This window comes from Mesorhizobium sp. M1A.T.Ca.IN.004.03.1.1 (assembly GCF_003997555.1).
Classification (GTDB): domain Bacteria; phylum Pseudomonadota; class Alphaproteobacteria; order Rhizobiales; family Rhizobiaceae; genus Mesorhizobium.
In genome coordinates, this window is the sequence record NZ_RZTV01000003.1 from 496,362 (window position 1) to 514,882 (window position 18,521).

Annotated in this window: 18 protein-coding genes; 14 read left to right on the forward strand and 4 right to left on the reverse strand. The window is 65.3% G+C overall.

The window, feature by feature from the left end; genetic code table 11:
• The first annotated feature begins 33 nt into the window (after nucleotides 1-33).
• Genes EOD29_RS12725 through EOD29_RS12745 form a run of 5 tightly spaced genes read left to right on the forward strand, consistent with a single transcriptional unit; the run spans nucleotide 34 to nucleotide 5,766 of the window.
• Nucleotides 34-1,041, forward strand: coding sequence for an ABC transporter substrate-binding protein (locus EOD29_RS12725; RefSeq protein WP_127240481.1), 1,008 nt, complete (start codon nucleotides 34-36; stop codon nucleotides 1,039-1,041).
• Between the two features lie 20 nt (nucleotides 1,042-1,061).
• Nucleotides 1,062-1,622, forward strand: a complete 561-nt coding sequence (locus EOD29_RS12730; RefSeq protein ID WP_127246880.1) for an SCO family protein — start codon at nucleotides 1,062-1,064, stop codon at nucleotides 1,620-1,622.
• The gene (locus EOD29_RS12735) at nucleotides 1,588-4,242 is read left to right on the forward strand and encodes a GAF domain-containing protein (RefSeq protein WP_164763750.1); all 2,655 of its coding nucleotides are present in this window, start codon (nucleotides 1,588-1,590) and stop codon (nucleotides 4,240-4,242) included. The genes EOD29_RS12730 and EOD29_RS12735 overlap by 35 nt, the downstream gene beginning before the upstream one ends.
• The gene (locus EOD29_RS12740; RefSeq protein WP_095783172.1) at nucleotides 4,239-4,604 is read left to right on the forward strand and encodes a response regulator; all 366 of its coding nucleotides are present in this window, start codon (nucleotides 4,239-4,241) and stop codon (nucleotides 4,602-4,604) included. The genes EOD29_RS12735 and EOD29_RS12740 overlap by 4 nt, the downstream gene beginning before the upstream one ends.
• Nucleotides 4,605-4,617: 13 nt before the next feature.
• Nucleotides 4,618-5,766, forward strand: coding sequence for a response regulator (locus tag EOD29_RS12745; protein WP_127246882.1), 1,149 nt, complete (start codon nucleotides 4,618-4,620; stop codon nucleotides 5,764-5,766).
• A gap of 197 nt (nucleotides 5,767-5,963) precedes the next feature.
• On the opposite strand, the gene efp is transcribed toward EOD29_RS12745, so the two are convergent.
• Nucleotides 5,964-6,533, reverse strand: a complete 570-nt coding sequence (efp, locus tag EOD29_RS12750; RefSeq protein ID WP_067000944.1) for an elongation factor P — start codon at nucleotides 6,531-6,533, stop codon at nucleotides 5,964-5,966.
• Nucleotides 6,534-6,662: 129 nt separating this feature from the next.
• Here efp and epmA point away from each other — a divergent pair, with 129 nt between their 5' ends.
• From epmA to lpxK, 7 genes are all read left to right on the forward strand, one after another.
• Complete coding sequence (gene epmA, locus EOD29_RS12755; RefSeq protein ID WP_127246883.1) at nucleotides 6,663-7,706, forward strand: EF-P lysine aminoacylase EpmA; 1,044 nt, start codon at nucleotides 6,663-6,665, stop codon at nucleotides 7,704-7,706.
• A 219-nt stretch (nucleotides 7,707-7,925) separates the two neighbouring features.
• Nucleotides 7,926-9,269 (forward strand): TldD/PmbA family protein, encoded by a 1,344-nt coding sequence (locus EOD29_RS12760; RefSeq protein WP_127246884.1) that lies wholly within the window; start codon nucleotides 7,926-7,928, stop codon nucleotides 9,267-9,269.
• Between the two features lies 1 nt (nucleotide 9,270).
• Nucleotides 9,271-10,065 carry a 3'(2'),5'-bisphosphate nucleotidase CysQ gene (locus EOD29_RS12765; RefSeq protein ID WP_095824796.1) on the forward strand — a complete coding sequence of 265 codons (795 nt, stop codon included), beginning with the start codon at nucleotides 9,271-9,273 and terminating at the stop codon, nucleotides 10,063-10,065.
• A 75-nt stretch (nucleotides 10,066-10,140) separates the two neighbouring features.
• Nucleotides 10,141-10,386, forward strand: a complete 246-nt coding sequence (locus EOD29_RS12770) for a DUF4170 domain-containing protein (protein WP_040973997.1) — start codon at nucleotides 10,141-10,143, stop codon at nucleotides 10,384-10,386.
• A gap of 5 nt (nucleotides 10,387-10,391) precedes the next feature.
• A complete protein-coding gene (locus EOD29_RS12775; protein ID WP_095831408.1) occupies nucleotides 10,392-11,168 on the forward strand; it encodes a lysophospholipid acyltransferase family protein in 777 nt (258 codons plus the stop codon).
• Nucleotides 11,165-12,481, forward strand: a complete 1,317-nt coding sequence (gene waaA / locus EOD29_RS12780; RefSeq protein WP_095824794.1) for a lipid IV(A) 3-deoxy-D-manno-octulosonic acid transferase — start codon at nucleotides 11,165-11,167, stop codon at nucleotides 12,479-12,481. Before EOD29_RS12775 ends, waaA begins: the two co-directional genes overlap by 4 nt.
• Before the next feature lie 62 nt (nucleotides 12,482-12,543).
• Complete coding sequence (gene lpxK / locus EOD29_RS12785) at nucleotides 12,544-13,581, forward strand: tetraacyldisaccharide 4'-kinase (RefSeq protein WP_127246885.1); 1,038 nt, start codon at nucleotides 12,544-12,546, stop codon at nucleotides 13,579-13,581.
• A 6-nt stretch (nucleotides 13,582-13,587) separates the two neighbouring features.
• Here the strand turns inward: lpxK and EOD29_RS12790 are convergent, their stop codons facing one another.
• Nucleotides 13,588-13,821, reverse strand: coding sequence for a DUF2093 domain-containing protein (locus EOD29_RS12790; RefSeq protein WP_067000947.1), 234 nt, complete (start codon nucleotides 13,819-13,821; stop codon nucleotides 13,588-13,590).
• Nucleotides 13,822-13,934: 113 nt separating this feature from the next.
• Between EOD29_RS12790 and EOD29_RS12795 the strand changes: the two genes are divergently transcribed.
• Nucleotides 13,935-14,516 (forward strand): hypothetical protein, encoded by a 582-nt coding sequence (locus EOD29_RS12795; protein ID WP_127246886.1) that lies wholly within the window; start codon nucleotides 13,935-13,937, stop codon nucleotides 14,514-14,516.
• A gap of 10 nt (nucleotides 14,517-14,526) precedes the next feature.
• On the opposite strand, the gene EOD29_RS12800 is transcribed toward EOD29_RS12795, so the two are convergent.
• Nucleotides 14,527-15,453, reverse strand: a complete 927-nt coding sequence (locus EOD29_RS12800) for a LysR family transcriptional regulator (RefSeq protein WP_127247007.1) — start codon at nucleotides 15,451-15,453, stop codon at nucleotides 14,527-14,529.
• Between the two features lie 90 nt (nucleotides 15,454-15,543).
• Between EOD29_RS12800 and EOD29_RS12805 the strand changes: the two genes are divergently transcribed.
• Nucleotides 15,544-16,437, forward strand: coding sequence for a DMT family transporter (locus EOD29_RS12805; protein ID WP_095801347.1), 894 nt, complete (start codon nucleotides 15,544-15,546; stop codon nucleotides 16,435-16,437).
• A 184-nt stretch (nucleotides 16,438-16,621) separates the two neighbouring features.
• On the opposite strand, the gene mutL is transcribed toward EOD29_RS12805, so the two are convergent.
• A complete protein-coding gene (gene mutL, locus EOD29_RS12810) occupies nucleotides 16,622-18,499 on the reverse strand; it encodes a DNA mismatch repair endonuclease MutL (RefSeq protein WP_127246887.1) in 1,878 nt (625 codons plus the stop codon).
• Nucleotides 18,500-18,521: the final 22 nt, after the last annotated feature.

Genomic DNA, 18,521 nt, shown 5'->3' on the forward strand with positions numbered 1-18,521 from the left:
CGCGTGCCCATTTACCACGCGAGGGAGAACCCCATGCAAATCATCCAGAACCGTCGCCACTTCATGGCCGGAGCTGCGGCAGCAGGCGCTTCAGCTCTCATCGGCACAACGACTGACGCTTGGGCCGAGGCACTCCCTGAAACGACCTCCGTTCGCTTGCCGCGGTGGATCGATGGTGCCTACTGCTGGGCAGGCATGTACCTGGCCGGAGAGTTCCTCAAAGCGGAGGGCTTCACCGACGTCCGCTACGTGCAGGGCGACGAAAAAGTCGATCAGGCGGTGTGGATTGCGCGCGGCGACACGGATTTCAGCATGAACTACGCGCCGGTCCATGTCGCGTCGATCGACGCGGGCGTGCCAATCAGGGTGCTTGGCGGTCTGCATTCCGGGTGCCTCGAGCTGATCGCCAACGACAGCATCCAAGGCATCCCGGACCTCAAGGGCAAACGGGTAGGCATGCATGACATCCATGCGCCGTCGCGCGTGCTGGTCGCCCTGATGGCCGCCTATATTGGCCTGGATCCCGTCAACGACATCGAATGGGTCGAGGAAAGCAAGCCGGTGGAAGCCTTCGCCGACGGAAAGTTCGATGCATATCTCTTCACGCCTCCGGAGACGCAGCAACTGCGCGCCAAGAAAATCGGCCACACGATCCTCAACACGACCCTCGATCGCCCTTGGTCGCAGCACTTCTGCTGCATGACCTCGGCCGCTGCGGACTACGTGAACAGATACCCAGTGGCGACCAAGCGCGTGCTCAGGGCCATCCTCAAGGGCGCCGACCTATGCATTTCGGATCCCGCATGGAGTGCAGCGCAAATGGTCGATCGAGGTTTCGTCCCCAGCTACGAAATCGCGCTGCAAACGCTGAGCGACACGCGATACGGCGTATGGCGGGACTACGATGCCGAAGCCTCGATGCGCTTCTACGCGCTGCGCATGCAGGAGACGGGCATGATCAAGTCGAGCCCACAGCAGATCATCGCCGAGGGAACAGACTGGCGATTCCTGGAGCAGCTGAAGCGTGAGCTCAAGACGTGAGCGGGTTGGCAGCCCGTATCTTGCTGCTGGCGCTGATGGCCGGGCCAGCGCAGGCGCATGATGCGCAGCACGATGAGCGATTGCTGGCAATCGGACCGGCTCCAGACTTTACGCTGACGTCGCAGGACCGGGAGCGCGTCTCGCTGCACGACTTTCGCGGCAAGGTGATCGCCATTGCATTCATCTATACGCACTGTACCGACGTCTGTCCCATGCTGACCGCCCAGATGGCCAGCGTGCAGGAAAAGTTGGGCAGTGCGTTCGGACCCAAGATCGCCTTCATTTCGATCACCGTCGACCCGGAGCGCGATACGTCCGATGTTTTGAAGCAATATGCGCAGAATTTTGGCGCCGATCTGAAGGGCTGGTCGTTTCTTACCGGCGATCCGGCGATTGTCCATGAGGTTGGACGGAAATATGGGGTCTTCGCGAAGCAGGCGGCGAACGGTGATGTCGACCATACCTTGTTGACCTCGCTCGTAGACCCGAATGGCATCTTGCGAGTACAATATCTTGGCGTCCGGTTCGACTTGGAGGAGTTCCGGGGTGACCTTCTCGGCCTCTTGGACGAAACCAAATAGCATAACGAACTGGCTCGTTGGCTGGGTTGCCCGGCTGCCGGCGCGCGTCCAGACCAAGCTCTTGATCGCGTTCCTGTCGATCGTCGGCCTCCTGATCGTGCTCGGTGCCGTCGGGTTGCAGGTGCTGAGTGGGGTCAACGATCAGACCAACGAGCTGATCAAGCTGCAGCGCAGGATCGCGGCCTACCGCCAAGTACAGCACGATACGACCACCAAGCTCTACGGTATCTCCACCGCCCTGTTGCTACAGGATAACCGGATGCTGGATACGGCGCTGCGCCAGCTCAATCAGTTCGGCTACGACCTCGAGCGCATGGAGTTCGTCGCCAAAGCCGAGGTGGAAGTGCTTGGCCAGGTCAGGCAAGAGTACGAAAAACTGACGGCCGGGGTGACGCACGTGGCAGAGCTTGTCCGCGCGGGCCGTACCGAGGAGGCGCGCAAGGTTCAGCTTGATGAAATCATACCGTCGGCTGATCGCCTCGAGCGGCTGACAAACCAGCTGGTCAACATGGCCGAAGCCGACATGGTGGCGGCCATCGAAACGACCGAGGGTGCGTACGGCACGTCCAGACTGATCGTGGTTTCGTTTGCCGTGGGCAGTATCCTGCTGGCGTTGGGGCTCGGTTACATCATCTCCTGGTCGTTGATCGAACCGGTCAAGAAGATCGAGACGCGTCTCAGCCAGATAGCGGCCGGCGACTTCGCCCAACGGGTTGCCGTCGCCAATCGCGACGAACTTGGAGTGCTCGCTGCTAACGTCAACCAGACCTCCGACCAGCTGGGCCGCCTGTATCAGGAGATTGAGACACGCACGCAGCAGCTCGACGAAGCCCTTCAGCAGCAGACAGCCACTGCAGACGTTCTGAAGGTCATCAGCCGCTCTACCTTCGATTTACAGGTGGTGCTCGATACGTTGGTGGAATCGGCTGTCAGGCTCTGTCGCGCCGACAAGGGTGGCATCGTGCAGTTGCTTGATGGCGTATTCCGCTATGTGTCGACGCTTGGCTACCCGCCCAGTTTCCGTGCCTATGTCGACGCCAATCCACTTCCAGCGCTTGCCGCTGGGCGAGGCTCCGCCGTAGGGCGCGTAATCGAAGAACGGCGGATCGTGCAAATCGAAGACGTGACCGCTGATCCGGACTACCGCGTCGCCTTGATCGCTGAGGCAGGCGGATTCCGCACCGTCCTCGCTGCCCCGCTGTTGCGGGAAGGTGATCTCATTGGCGTATTCGTCATGACGAGGGCTGAACCGCAACCGTTCAGTCCCAAGGAGATCGCGCTCGTCGAGACATTCGCCGACCAGGCCGTGATCGCCATCGAAAATGCGCGGCTCTTCGAGGCGGTGCAGGCACGGACGCGCGAGCTTGCGGCGTCGGTTGGTGAGCTCGAGGCGCTCGGCGAAGTGAGCAAGGCGGTCAATTCGACGCTGGATCTCGACACGGTGCTGAAGACGATCGTTGCCAAGGCGGTCCAGTTGTCGGCGACGGATGCTGGCACGATCTATGTGTTCAGCAGCACGCGGCAGCAATTCCGCCCTCGCGCAAACTTTGGGATGAGCGATGAGCTTATCGCCGCAGTCTCGCAGCAGACGATCGGGCTGGCCGATATGGGTATTGGCGACGCGCCCGGACGGTGCATGCCGGTGCAGTTTCCCGACCTCGGCAAGGAAACCTCATCCTTCCTTGTGAGAAAGACGATCCTCGACGCCGGATATCGCGGCATCCTGATCGTTCCGCTGCTGAGGCCCAACAAGATCGTCGGTGCATTGGTCGTCAGGCGCCACAAGCCAGGCGCCTTCGATGAGCAAGTTGTTCACCTGTTGGAGACCTTCGCAGCCCAATCGGTGGTCGCGATCCAGAATGCCAAGCTGTTCCGCGAGATCGAGGAGAAAGGCGAGGAGCTGGAAGCAGCCAGCCGCCACAAGTCCCAGTTCCTGGCGAATATGAGCCACGAACTCAGGACACCGCTCAATTCAGTTCTGGGCTTCACAGAACTGCTGGTCGACGGCATCTATGGCGAACTCCCGGACAAGGCAAAGGCGACCGTCGCGCGTGTGCAGGCAAACGGCCGTCACCTCCTCGGGCTCATCAACGACGTGCTCGACCTGTCCAAGATCGAAGCCGGCCAGCTCACGCTGGCGATCGAGGACTACTCCGTCGCGCAGATTGTCCGATCGACCCTTACGGCGGTCGAGCCGCTGGCACGGGCGAAGGGTCTTGAGCTTTCAGCGACTGTTGCCGAGAACCTTCCAATCGGCCGTGGGGACGAACGCCGTTTGACGCAGATTCTGCTCAATCTCGCAGGCAATGCCGTCAAGTTCACCGAAACAGGTGCAGTCGACATTCTTGCCGATGCGGTCGGTGGGAACTTCGAGATCACCGTCCGAGACACCGGTCCCGGCATTGCGTCCAAAGACCAGGCTCTCATCTTCGAAGAATTCCAGCAAGTCGACAACAGCAGCACCAGGCAGAAAGGTGGCACAGGTCTTGGCCTGGCGATCTCGAAGCGCATCGCCGAAATGCATGGCGGAACCTTAGACGTCGAGTCCGTGATCGGGTCAGGGTCGACATTCCGTCTGAAGGTCCCGATCAGGATGAATGAGGACGTGAGGGCCGCATGAGCAAACGAATCCTGATGGTCGAAGACACCGAGGACAACCGCCAAATCATCCGCGATCTCATTGCCACCACCGAGTACGAACTGATCGAGGCGGCGGACGGTGCCGCCGGCATCGCTGCAGCCGCAGCACACAGGCCAGACCTGATCCTTATGGACATTCAGCTCCCGGTGATCGACGGGTATGAAGCGGCCCGCCGCATCAAGGCCGACCCGGCGCTCCGGCACATTCCGATTATCGCCGTCACCTCCTACGCGTTGTCGGGCGACAAGGCGAAAGCCCTTGCTGCTGGGTGCGATGGTTACATTGCCAAGCCATTCAGTCCACGCCAGCTGCTTTCCGAGATTCGCGGTTTCCTTTCTTGAGGGAGGCAACACCTTGCACGATCCGCCTCGCATTCTCGCGGTTGACGATACTCCGGAAAACCTCGAGATCCTGCGCATGCGTCTCGAGGCGAATGGCTATGAAGTTGTAACCGCCGCCGATGGTGAAGAGGGGTTTGCGAAAGCCCGCGAACTCACGCCGGATCTGATCCTGCTCGACATCATGATGCCGAAGCTCGACGGCATCAGTGTGGTCCGCATGCTCAAGCAGGATCAATCGCTGCGATCGATCCCCGTCATTCTGGTCACCGCGAAAGCCGACACGCGCGACGTGGTCGAGGGGCTGGACGCCGGTGGCGACGACTACCTGACAAAGCCCTTCGAGCACAGGGCGCTGCTGGCGCGGGTGCGCTCGATGTTGCGCCAGAAGGCGCTTCACGACACTGTCGCGAGCCAAGCTAAGCGCCTTGAGGACCAAGCCGCGCAACTTTCCGACTGGAACCGCTCGCTCGAGGAAACCCTCGCCGGCCAGGTGACGGAGCTCGAGCGAATGGCGCGGCTCAGGCGGTTCCTGCCCGAACAGGTCGCCGACCTCATCGTTGCGGCGGGCAATGGAGATGCGCTCTTGCAGAGCCACCGCCGCGAGGTGACGGTTGTCTTTTGCGATTTGCGCGGCTTCACGGCGTTCGCAGAGACCGCCGAACCCGAAGAAGTCATGACAGTTCTGGCCGAGTATCATTCCTGTCTCGGCGAACAAATCGTCCGTCACGAGGGGACGCTCGAGCGGTTCGTGGGCGACGGTATCGTCGTGGTTTTCAACGATCCAATGCCATGTGCCGACCACAGCGAGAGAGCTGTCTCGATGGCTGCCGCAATGCGCGAAGCGATTGACGAGCATTCCGAGCGATGGCGCAAGCGGGACTATTTGCTTGGCTTTGGGATCGGCATTGCCAGGGGCCACGCAACCATCGGGCGCATCGGTTTTGATCAGCGCTCGGACTATGCCGTCATCGGCACTGTGTCGAACCATGCCGCCCGTTTATGCGAGGAGGCCAAATCGCGCCAGATTCTTGTTAGCCAACGGGTCCTCGGAGCTGTCGAGTCGTTGGTCGAATCCGTTCCTGTTGGCGAACTGACGCTGAAGGGCTTTCGCCGCCCGATGCCTGCCTATGAAATCGTGCGGTGGATCGGTCGGCCAATCTAGCGTTGAGCGCACTCCGGCTTCGTTCGAGAGATGCGGTGCGTCGAACCACCGGCGCCGCGGCGCGGATCTGCCGTTCACGTCGCGGCAACCGCAAATCCCGCTTCGGGTCAGGGCCTCACGCCCAGACGGCGGACAAACCGTGCTGACGATAGGCCCGCCTGGCCGCAGGCGAGCTGTGATAGTTGACTGCTGTACCCTCAGTCCTTGGCGCGCTCGACATAGGAGCCGTCGGCGGTCATCACCACCACGCGCGTGCCGGTCGTGATGTGCGGCGGCACGGCCGTGCGCACGCCGTTGGAGAGCACCGCAGGCTTGTAGGACGAGGACGCCGTCTGGCCCTTGGTGACCGGCTCGGTATCGACCACCTCGAAGACGGCGCGCTGCGGCAGCGTCAGCGAGATCGGCGCGCCGTTGAACTGCGCCAGCTGCACCGCCATGCCTTCCTGCAGGTAGGGCGCCATGTCGCCGACCACGCTTTCGGAGGCTACGACCTGGTCGTAGCTTTCCGGGTTCATGAAATGGAAGCCTTCGCCGTCGGAATAGAGGAAGGTGTGCTCGCGCTCCTCGACATAGGCGCGCTCGACCATCTCGGTCGTGCGGTAGCGCTCCGAGATCTTCACCCCGTCGCCGATGCGGCGCATGTCGAGCTGGGTCACCGGCGTGCCCTTGCCAGGGTGGATGTTTTCGGCAAAGAGGATGACATAGAGCTTGCCGTCCTTATCGACGACGTTGCCTTTGCGTAAGGAACTGGCGATGACCTTGACCACGATATTCAATCCCAATCGAGTTTTTCGGCCTGCAAGCGTCTTTGCCCACGAAGCGGCGACGGCGGCCATCGCGTGCGCCGTAGCGCATCTTGCGACGAACCGCCAGCCTCATCGGCGATTTTACCGCCCATGACCGCCGCCTCGCCCTGGTGGAGGCCGCATGTACACGCCGATCGCCGGCCAAGGCTGATGGCGCGCAACGCTATTGCCGCCGCCCTGCGCGGCTGGTTCGCGGAGCGCGATTTCGTTGAGGTCACGACGGCCGCGCTGCAGGTTTCGCCCGGCAACGAGGCGCATCTTGCGGCCTTCGCCACCGAGGCGATCGCGCCGGACGCGTCGCGCCAGCCGTTATACCTTCACACCTCGCCGGAATTCGCCTGCAAGAAGCTGCTTGCCGCCGGCGAGAAGCGCATCTTCAGCCTGGGCTCCGTTTACCGAAACCGCGAGCGTGGGCCGCTGCATCATCCCGAATTCACCATGCTCGAATGGTATCGCGTCGGCGAGGCCTATCAGCGCCTGATGGCCGACTGCGCCGAATTTCTGGCGCTTGCCGCGGAAAAGGCCGGGGCCAAAAGCTTTCGTTTCCGTGGCCGCGAGGCCGATCCCTTCGCCGAGCCGGAGCGGCTGAGCGTGGCGGAAGCTTTCATGCGCCATGCCGGCATCGACCTGCTGGCGACCGTCGGCGCCGACGGCAGCACCGACCGCGAAGCGCTCCACCAGGGCCTGGTCCGCGCCGGCCTGCGCACCGCGCCCGACGACAATTGGGCCGACCTGTTCAGCCGCGTGATGGTGGAAAAGGTCGAGCCGGCGCTGGGGCAGGGACGGGCGACAATCCTCTATGGCTATCCAGTCTCCGAGGCGGCCCTTGCCCGGCCGAGCGCGGAGGACCCGCGCGTCGCCGAACGCTTCGAGCTCTACTGCTGCGGCGTCGAGCTCGCCAATGCGTTTGGCGAGCTCACCGATCCGGCCGAGCAGCGCCGCCGCTTCGTCGCCGAGATGGACGAGAAGGAGCGCATCTATGGCGAGCGCTATCCGCTGGACGAGGATTTCCTCGCCGCGCTTGCCATCATGCCGCAGGCGAGCGGCTCGGCCCTCGGCTTCGACCGCCTGGTGATGCTGGCAACCGGCGCCGCCAGGATCGAAGATGTGATCTGGGCGCCGGTGGCCGGCTAATTCGCACTGTTCATGCGGTTGCGGCGGGGCAGTGCGCTGCGAAGGGCGCGATTGCCTTGAGATTGCCGCATCCGCCATTGCACAAGCGCTGGTGGAACAATAGATGGTGCAGCAGCATCCAAGACGATTGTGCGGGCTTCCAGAGATGGCGGCCCGGTATCCATGGATGTGCGGTAGCATCTGCCCTCCCGCACAGCTTGAACAAACAGGACCAACCGCATGACCGATACGCTCGACGCAGGGAAACTGACCGACCGCGTCGCGGCGCTCGTCGAGGCGGCCAAGCGCGCCGGGGCGGACGCCGCCGACGCGGTCGCCGTGCGCGGCCGTTCGGCCGGCGTGTCGGTGCGGCTGGGCAAAGTCGAAGGCACCGAATCGTCGGAAAGCGAGGACGTGTCGCTACGCGTCTTCGTCGGCCAGCGCGTGGCGAGCGTCTCGGCCACCGCCGCCTCCGACCCGAAGGCGCTTGCCGAGCGCGCCGTCGCCATGGCGAGAGTCTCCCCCGAGGATCCGTTCCAGGGCCTTGCCGACCCGGCGCTGCTCGCCCGCAATTTGCGTGATCTCGACCTCTTCGATCCGACTGAGGTGTCGGCCGATCAGCTCAAGGAGGCGGCGCTGGCAGCGGAAGCGGCGGCCCTTGCCGTCAAGGGCGTCACCAATTCCTCCGGCAGCAGCGCCAGCGCCGGCCTTGGCGGCCTCGTGCTTGCGACCTCGCATGGCTTTGTCGGCCAATATGTCGCGTCGCGCTTTTCGCGCTCGACCAGCGTCATTGCAGGCCAAGGCACGGCGATGGAACGCGACTATGAATTCTCCTCGCGCCAGCATTTCGCCGATCTCGACGCGCCGGAGGAGATCGGCCGCAAGGCCGGCGAACGCGCCGTGCGTCGCCTCGGCGCCCGCAAGGTGGCGACCGGCCCGGTCGACGTCGTGTTCGACCCCCGTGTTGCGCGCGGCATTGCCGGCCATCTCGCCGGCGCCATCAACGGCGCCGCGGTGGCGCGCAAGACCAGCTTCCTGCGCGACATGATGGGAAAGCAGATAGCCTCAAGCGCGATCACCGTCACCGACGAGCCGCTGCGGCGTCGCGGCCAGGCGTCGCGGCCCTTCGACGGCGAAGGCGTCGAGGGCGACAAGCTGTTGATGGTCGACAAAGGCGTGCTCAACCACTGGTTCCTGTCGACATCGGCCGCGCGCGAGCTTGGTCTCGTCACCAACGGCCGTGGCTCGCGCAGCGGCTCTTCGGTTTCGCCGTCCTCGACCAATCTGGCCATCGAGCCCGGCGATCGCGCGCCGGAGGAGCTGATCGCCTCGCTGCAGCGCGGCTTCTACGTCACCGAGGTCTTCGGCCAGGGCGTCGACATGGTGACCGGCGAATACAGCCGTGGCGCCTCCGGCTTCTGGATCGAGAACGGCGCGCTTGCCTATCCGGTGGCCGAGGTGACGATCGCCTCCAATTTGAAGACCATGTTCCTCAACATGGTGCCGGCGAGCGATCTCGACCGCAATTTCGGCACTGCCGCGCCGACGCTGCTGATCGAGGGGATGACCCTTGCCGGCGCCTGACATGGTCATCTCAGCCGAGACGCACGAAGACCTTGCTCTGCTGCGCGACGCCGCCCGGGAGGCGGGCACCATCGCCATGCGCTATTTCGGTCAAAACCCCCAGGTGTGGATGAAGGGCGGGACCTCGCCGGTCAGCGAAGCCGACCATGCGGCCGACGCCTATCTGCGCGAGACCCTGCTCGAGGCGCGGCCGAATTATGGCTGGCTGTCCGAAGAAACCGCCGACGATCATGCCAGGCTGTCGGCCCGCCGCACTTTCGTCGTCGACCCTATCGATGGCACGCGCGGCTTTCTCGATGGCCTGCATTCCTGGTGCGTCAGCGTCGCCGTGGTCGAGGATGGCCGCTCGCTGGCCGGCGTGCTCGAATGTCCGGCCAAGCGCGAGACCTATTGGGCGCTGCCGGGCGAGGGCGCGTTCCTCAACGGCAAGCGCATCCAGGTGCGCCAACTCGGCGATACGGTCGAGATCGGCGGGCCGAAGCCGCTGGTCGACCGCATGCCCGCTTCCTGGCAAGCCCGGATGCGCCGCGTCGCTTACATCCCCTCGCTCGCCTACCGGCTGGCGATGATCGCCAACGGCAAGCTCGACGCGACCTTCGTCAAGCCCAACGCCCATGACTGGGACATCGCCGCCGCCGACCTTATCCTCCGCGAAGCGGGCGGCGCCTTGCTCGACCGTACCGGCAAGCCGCCGCGCTATGCCGGCGAGGTGATCAACCATGGCGCGCTCGCCGCCGGCAGCGGCGAACTGCTGGGTGTCCTGGCCGGCGTCATTGCCGGAGCTGACCAAGGGTGAGTCGGCCCACGGTTTCAAAATCGGCGGCTTTGGTCTAAACGTTTCACAAAATTCATGAATCTGCGAAGGATCGGCATGGCCGTGGAAGACGGAAAGAAACAGCTTTTGCACCTGGTGTTCGGCGGCGAGCTGAAAAAGCTGGGTGGAACCGAGTTCCGTGATCTGGATGCGCTCGACATCGTCGGCATCTACCCCGACTATCAATCGGCGCACGCCGCGTGGAAGGCGAAGGCGCAGGCCAGCGTCGACAATGCCCATATGCGCTATTTCGTCGTTCACCTGCACCGGTTGCTCGACCCGGAAACAAAGGCAGCCGGTTGACATCGATGGAGCATGAAGCGGTGAAAGGAGCGACGGGGCGCGCCGCCGGGCGGGGCGGGACTCGCACGCTGTGGCGCCGCATCCGAGAGCCGCTCGCCCAGTCGCGATTCGTCAAGAATTTCATCGCCAGCCTGTTCGCCTGGTTCGTGCGGCTGATTCGCATCACCAGCCCGCTGGTGAAAGGGTCGACGCAGGTCGCCGGCGGCGCCTATGCGCATCTCGAACCGGGCATCATCGCGCTGTGGCATGGCCAGCATCTCTTGACGCCGGCTTATTATCCCAAGGGCCGGCCGCTGGTCGCCATGGTCTCGCGCAGTGCCGACGCCGAGCTCAACGCGCTGATGCTGAACAGATTCGGCATCGAGGCGGTGCGCGGCTCGGGTGGCCGCGACAGTTCGAGGCATCTCGACAAAGGCGGCGCCAAAGCCTTGATCGCGCTCAAGAAAGCGCTGGTGGCGGGCAAGAATGTCGCGATGATCGCCGACATTCCACACGGCACGCCGCGCGACGCGGGGCTGGGCATCGTGCTTTTGGCCAGGCTTTCCGGGCGCCCGATCCTGCCCTCGGCGATCGCCACCAGCCGCCGCAAGGTGCTGGAAAAGAGCTGGGACAAGACCACCATCAACCTGCCGTTCGGCCGCTCCGCCGTTATTGTCGGACAGCCGGTCTTCGTGCCGTCCAACGCCGACGACGCCGAGATGGAGCGCAAGCGCCAGGAGGTCACGGCCTCGCTCAACGCCGCAACCGCCGAGGCCTACCGCCTCGTGGACGGCGACAAATGAGCGAGCGCTGGGCGCGCGCGGCCCTGACCGCCTATCGTTACGCCGGGGCCGTCGCCTATCCGCTGATCGGACCCTATGTCGCCTGGCGCGCCTCGCGCGGCAAGGAAGACCGCGTTCGCCGCCGCGAGCGCTACGGCGTCGCCGGCCGTCCGCGTCCGGAAGGACCGGTGATCTGGATCCACGCCGCGAGCGTCGGCGAGACGATCGCCGTCGTGCCGCTGGTCGAAAGCATTCTCGATTACGGCGTCAACATCGTGCTGACGACCGGCACCGTGACCTCGGCCAAGGTCGCCGACGAGCGGCTTGGCAGTCGCATCATCCACCAATATGTGCCGCTCGACCTCAAGCCCGCGGTAAGCCGCTTCCTCGATCACTGGCTGCCGGAGCTGGCCATCATAGCCGAATCGGAGATCTGGCCGATGACCATCCTGGAACTCGGCGCGCGCAACGTGCCGCAGGTCCTGGTCAACGGGCGGCTGTCGGACCGTTCCTTCCGGTCGTGGAAGAAGCGCGCCGGCGTCGCCGAGGCGCTGTTCGAGAATCTTGCCCATGTCGTTGCCCAGTCGGATGTCGACGGCGAGCGGTTCCGCGTCCTCGGCGCCCGGCCGGTGACCGTTTCCGGCAATCTCAAGGTGGACACCAACCCGCCGCCGGTCGACGAGCGGGCGCTGGCGATCCTGCAGCGCCAGATCGGCTTGCGCCCGACCTGGGCGGCGATCTCGACCCATGACGGGGAGGAGGTCGCCGCGGCGGAAGTCCATGCGACCCTGCACAAGCGCCACCCTGGACTGTTGACCATCGTCGTGCCCCGCCATCCCGACCGCGCGGACGCGCTGGCCGCGCAGATATCCGGCATGGGGCTGAAAGTCGCGCGCCGCAGCAAGGGCGACCGCATCACGTCCGACACCGATATCCTGCTCGGCGACACGATCGGCGAGATGGGACTTTATCTAAGGCTGACCGAGATCGCCTTCGTCGGCCGCTCGCTGACCTCCGAGGGCGGCCAGAACCCGCTGGAGCCGGCGATGCTCGACACGGCGGTGCTGGCCGGCCGCAACGTGCAGAATTTCCGCGAAGCCTATCAGCGCCTGCTCGATCGCGGCGGCGCCAAGCTGGTGCGCGACCGCGACATGCTGGCCGGCGCCGTCAATTTCCTTTTGACCAACGAGGCGGTGCGCCACGAGATGATGGCGGCGGGCGCGGCGACCGTCGACGAGATGCGCGGCGCGCTTCAGCGCACGCTGAAGTCGCTCGAACCCTACATCCAGCCGCTGGTCGTCAAGGCGCGCCTGAAAGGCGCCAACGGGCGCTAGCGCATGGCCCAAAAATTCGGATCCGATCTTTGGAAAGGGTCATGCGCCATGGAAGTCGCGCCATGACCAGCGAAGCGCCTCCCTTCTGGTGGGAAAAGCCGGACTGGCGCGTGCTGGCGCTTTCGCCGGTATCCGCGATGTATGGAATGGTGGCTGGGCGCCGCATGCGGCGCGCGCCGCGCGAGAAGGTCGCGGCACCTGTGCTGTGCGTCGGCAACTTCACCGTTGGCGGCAGCGGCAAGACGCCGGTCGCCATCGCGCTGGCGAAACAGGCAAAGCGCATGCAGCTCACGCCCGGCTTCCTGTCGCGCGGCCATGGCGGATCCTTCGCCAAGCCGCATGTCGTCGATGCGCATCACGACGCGGCCAAGCATGTCGGCGACGAGCCGCTGCTGCTTGCCGAACATGCGCCGGTCGCGGTGACGGCCAACCGCGCCGCCGGCGCCAAACTGCTGATGGCAGAGCATGGCTGCGACTTCCTGATCATGGATGACGGTTTCCAGTCGGCGCGCATCCACATCGACTACGCGCTGGTCGTGGTCGACGCGCGTTTCGGCATCGGCAATGGCCGCGTCATTCCGGGCGGCCCGCTCCGGGCCAAGATCGTCGATCAGCTGGTGTTCACCGGCGGCTTGCTGAAGATGGGCGAGGGGAGCGCCGCCGATACGGTGGTGCGCCAGGCGGCGCGCGCCGGCCGGCCGATCTTTTTGGCCCATGTCGAGCCGGCGAACCCGGCGCGCTTCGCCGGCGGGCGCTTCCTTGCCTTTGCAGGCATCGGCCATCCGGAAAAATTCTTTGATACGCTGCGCGGCGCCGGCGGCGAGGTCGCGCTGTCGCGCGCTTTTCCCGATCATCATTTCTACGCCGCGGACGAGCTTGCCGATCTGGCGGCGCTTGCCAAGCGCGAGGGGCTTCGGCTTGTCACCACGGCAAAGGATGCCGCGCGGCTTCGCCACGGCGCCGCACCCGCCGGCTTCCTGGAGCAGCTCGACGTGCTTGAGATCGACGCCGTGTTCGAGATCGACCACGTGCCGGAGCGCATCATCAATGAGACGCTGGATGCATGGCGGCAGCGCAAGATGAGACCGTCCTCATCCTAGGAGGTTCTACCCGCGCTTGCGCAGCTCCGGATGCGCCTCGATCTCACGCCGCAGCGACGCTGCCGCGTTCACATATGGCTCCTGCCTGGCGACGCTCCAGTATTTGAGCTCGTCCAGCGGGATGCTCTCGCCGGTCACCGCGCAGCGCACGAACGCGCCGGGGCTCGTCACCTGGAAGTCGCCGTCGAGATAGCGGATGCGCGCTTCCTTGCCGCCGGGGCCTTCAAAACGGTTCATCATGGAATGGCGCATAGGTTCATAGGGGTTCAATCGCCACAAATCGAAGGCAAGGTCAAGCTTGGCGCAATGCTCATGTAGTATGCCGGTTGGCACAATGGTTGTCGGGAAGCGCCATGGACATCACCAACGCCAGCGTGACGTCGCTGCTGAAAGAGGCGCTGGCGCCGCGGCCGGTGCCGTCGCCCAAGGCCGAACCTGTGACCGCGGCGCTGGTCAAGGCGCTCGTCCAGCCGCCGGCGCCCTCCGTCGTGTCCTCCGCACAGGTGGCCGCGCAGGCGCTGAACGGCACGTTGCCGGCCGCTCGACCAACTCAGCGTCTGTCCTCGGCCGAGATCGAGAACGCCTACAGAGCCGTCCTGGAATCCGATGCCGGCCCTGATGGCGCCTCGACGAAGTCTCCGGTTGGCAGGTCGGCGGCTGACGCCGATCAGCTTTCGCGGGCGCTGCCCCAGGTTCCACCGCCGGCCGCCGATGGCACCGCAAGGGTCGTGGCGGCGCCCTCTTCGTTCTCGCCGGCGCTTGCGTCCGGAGTGCTGGTAGCGGCCAACGCCAATGCCCCGCCGCGCGGCGGCGTTCGCCGCCCCGGCCATGCCCCGCGATCCGCACCCGGCCAGACGCCGCTGTGGATGATATCGATCGTGACGGCCGTCGTCTCGGCTGCGACCACCACGATCTTGCTGATGCTGCTTCGCTGATCCGGGCGATCTAGTCCTCGTCCTGCAGGAAGGCTTCGAGCTTCTCCGGCGCCAGCCCCGCCTGTTCGGCGATGCGTCGGGCGAGATCGGCGGCGGCCGCGCGCGGCCGTCCGACCGGGCGGTCGAGCCAGTAGGACACCGGATTGAGCGCGACCCGCTCGTCAACGGGAACAATCCGGCCCGACTTCAACTGATCTGCCGTCAGCGGCGGCCGTGCCAGCGCGATGCCGAGGCCGTGCGCCGCCGCGTCGAGCACCAGATTGTAGTCCTCGAAGCGCCGGTCCTGCGGGCGCGGGCGATAGTCGACGTCCTGTGCCGCGAACCAGGCGCGCCAGGCGGACGCGTCGGAATCGTTGATCAGCGGGAATTTGAGCAGCCGAGCCGGGTCGCCGTGCCCGATCTCCTCCGCCAGCTCCGGCGAGGCGATCGGGAAGATGTGCTCCTCGAAAAGCTGGACCGAGACGCGGCCCGGAATGCGGCCGCGCCCGCAGCGCACCGAAAGGTCGATGCCTTCGTCGGCAAGGTCGGCCTGGCGGTTGTCGACGTCGAGCACGATGCGCAGCCGCGTCGGGTTGTTTTCGAGCGCCGCCATGCGCGGCATCAGCCAAAGGCCGCTGACCGAAGGGATCGAAGCCAGCCGCACCACCGCGGTGCCGCGCGGCTCGACCCAGCGATCGGAATTGACCGAGATCAGCGCGAAGGCCTCTGTGGTGCGCAGGTGCAGCCGGTTGCCCTCATTGGTCAGCGTCACGCCGCGCGCGTTGCGCTCGAACACCTTGAGCCCGAGCCAGTCCTCCAGCTTGGCGATCTGACGGCTGATCGCGCCATGGGTGAGGTTGAGCCTTTCGGCCGCCGCGGAAAAGCTTCCGGTCCGCGCCGCCGCGTCGAAGGCGCGCAAAGTCTCGAGCGGCAATAGCTGGTCAGAGCTGTGAAGCATGCTCACAGGTGACCCTCGAATTGCTCGTTTGTCAATCGGCGGGCAATGGCGTTTTCTCACTCTATGGCACTGAGAGACGAGGATTCGGCAATGAGCGCGTACACCGGCACGTTGAATGAGACACAGCGCATGGACACCACGGCCGCGATCGCGGTGGCGCTGACGGTGGTCGGCTGGGCGTCTGCCTTCCCGGCGATCCGCGCTGGCCTCGCCGCCTTCCAGCCGCTGGAGCTCGGGGCGCTGCGCTTCGCCATCGCGGCCGTGCCGGCAGCGATCTTCCTTGCGGTCAAGCGTCCGGCGCTGCCGAGGATCGATGAGCTGTGGCGTTTCGGCTTCGGCGGTGCCATCTTCGTCGCGCTCTACACCGCCATGCTCAATTTCGGCGAGCTCACCGTCTCGGCGGGCGCCGCCGGCTTCATCATCAATGTCAGCCCGATCTTCACGGCCATCATGGCCATGGCGCTGCTCGGCGAGCGCTTTTCCGGCATGGCCTGGCTTGGCACGGTGATCTCGTTTGCCGGCATCGGCATCATCGCGGTGGCGGACGGCCATGGCCTGCATTTCAACACCGGAGCGCTGCTGGTGCTGGGCTCCGCCCTTTGCTCGGCCGTCAACACCATCGTCCAGAAGCCGCTCTTTGCCCGCCACCATCCGCTGACGATCGCCGCTTCCAACATGGTGCTCGGCGCGCTCTGCCTGTCGCCCTTCCTGGCGGAAGCGTTTTCGCAGGCCGCGGTCGCCGACATGGCCGGCCTCGGCGCCGTCATCTATCTGGGCATTGTGCCCAGCCTGATCGCCTACGCCGCCTGGGCCACCGCGCTGTCGCGCCTGCCGGCCGCGCGCGCCTCGAACTTCCTCTATCTGGTCTCGCCGACCTCCGCTCTGATTGGATTCTTCTGGCTCGGCGAAGTACCGACTCTGCTCGGCATGCTCGGCGGCGCGCTGGCGCTCGGCGGTGTGATCGTGGTGAATTTGAAGCGGTAAGTCAAAGGGTTGAGGCCGGTGCCTTGAGTAAAGGAAAGAGCCGCCTCGAGCGGCCCTTTTCTTGCCCCTCATCCGGCCGCTACGCGGCCACGAGAACAGGTTGGTGCTGGCGCTGAAGGTCTCCTCTCCCATCGGGAGAAGTCAGCGGAAGTGAAGCGGAGGCTGGGTGAGGGCTTTGGTGCGCTCACCTTCGCCCGAACAATCTTTCAATGTCGGCGAGTTTCAGCTCAATATAGGTCGGCCTGCCATGGTTGCAGGTGCCGGAGCCGGGAGTCGCCTCCATTTGGCGCAGCAGCGCGTTCATCTCCTCGGCCTTGAGCAGGCGGCCCGAGCGCACCGAGCCGTGACAGGCCATGGTCGCGGCTATTCTGTCCAGCCGTTCCTTCAGCGTCTCGACCGTGTCGTTGTCGGCGATCTCGTCGGCGAGGTCACGCACCAGTTGCTGCACATTGGTTTCGCCGAGCATCGACGGCGTCTCGCGCACCGCCACCGCGCCCGGGCCGAAGCGCTCCAGGCCGAGGCCGAATTTGGCCAGTGTCTCGGAATGCATCGCCAGCCGTTCGGCATCCTCTTCCGGAAGGTCGACGATCTCGGGCAAAAGCAGCATCTGCGAAGGCACGGCGCGCGAGTGCAGCGCGTTCTTCAAGGCCTCGTAGACCAGGCGCTCATGTGCGGCATGCTGGTCGACGATGATCAGCGAATCCCGGGTCTGGGCGACGATATAGTTCTCATGCACCTGGGCGCGCGCCGCGCCCAGCACAGTGCCGAGCAGCGCCTCGGCCGGCTTGGCGATGCCCGCCCGCGCGTCGGCGCTTGCCAGCGGCCCGGTGTCGAAGGCAGCCTGATCGTTCTCGGCGAAGCCGCCTCGCGCCGGCCGCGCTTCGCCCATGTCGAGCGGCCGCTGCGGCGAGCGCGCCAAATTCGAACCGTGGTCGAAGCTGGAGCCGGAGGCGCGAAAAGCGGCCTCATAGCTGCGGTGGCCATTGGCCGGTCCGGGATGCGAATAGGACGCCGCGCCGGGCCGGAAAGCCGCCATCATGCCGGCCGCGCCGGTGGTCGCGGCCCGGATGCCGGCGCCGGCCATCGCCTCGCGGATGGCGCCGACAATCAACCCGCGCACCAGGCCCGGATCGCGGAAGCGCACATCGGCCTTGGCCGGGTGGACATTGACGTCGACGGTTGCCGGATCGAGCGAAAGGAACAGCACGGTCACCGCATGCCGGTCGCGCGGCAGCACGTCGGCGAAAGCGCCGCGGATCGCGCCGGCGATCAGCTTGTCGCGCACCGGCCGGCCGTTGACATAGGCATATTGCTGCAGCGCGTTGGCGCGGGTGTAGGAAGGGATCGAGACATGACCGGCAAGATGCACGCCGTCGCGCATGGCATCGATCGCAATGGCATTGTCGGGAAAGTCGGCGCCCATCACTTGCGCGACGCGGGCGAGCCGGCCCTCTGGCGTGTCGCCGGTCGCCGGCAGCTCCAGCGTCGAGCGGTCGGATCCGGCAAGCGTGAAGCGCACGGCGGGGAAGGCAATGGCGATGCGCTTCACCACGTCGCCGGTGGCCGAGCTTTCGGCGCGCTCGCCTTTCATGAATTTGAGCCGTGCCGGCGTGGCGAAGAACAGGTCGCGCACTTCCACGGTGGTGCCGCGGTTGGCCGCCGCCGGCTTGACGGCCGACACCCGGCCGCCCTCGATGCTGATCTCGGCCGCGCTGTCGCCGGCGGCCGTGCGCGAGCGGATCGAAAGCCTGGCCACCGAGCCGATCGACGGCAACGCCTCGCCGCGGAATCCGAGCGAGCGGATGTCGTGGATGTCGTCCGACAGCTTCGATGTGCAGTGTCGGGCAACTGCCAGCGCCAGTTCGCGCTCGGGAATGCCCGAGCCGTCATCGGTGACGCGGATGAGCGAGAGCCCGCCGCCGGCGGTGACGATCTCGACGCGCGACGCGCCGGCGTCGAGCGCATTCTCGACCAACTCCTTCACCACGCTTGCGGGACGCTCGATGACCTCGCCGGCGGCGATCTGGTTGATCATCGTTTCGGAAAGCTGGCGAATGGGCATCCGAGGATTATAGGCGGATTCG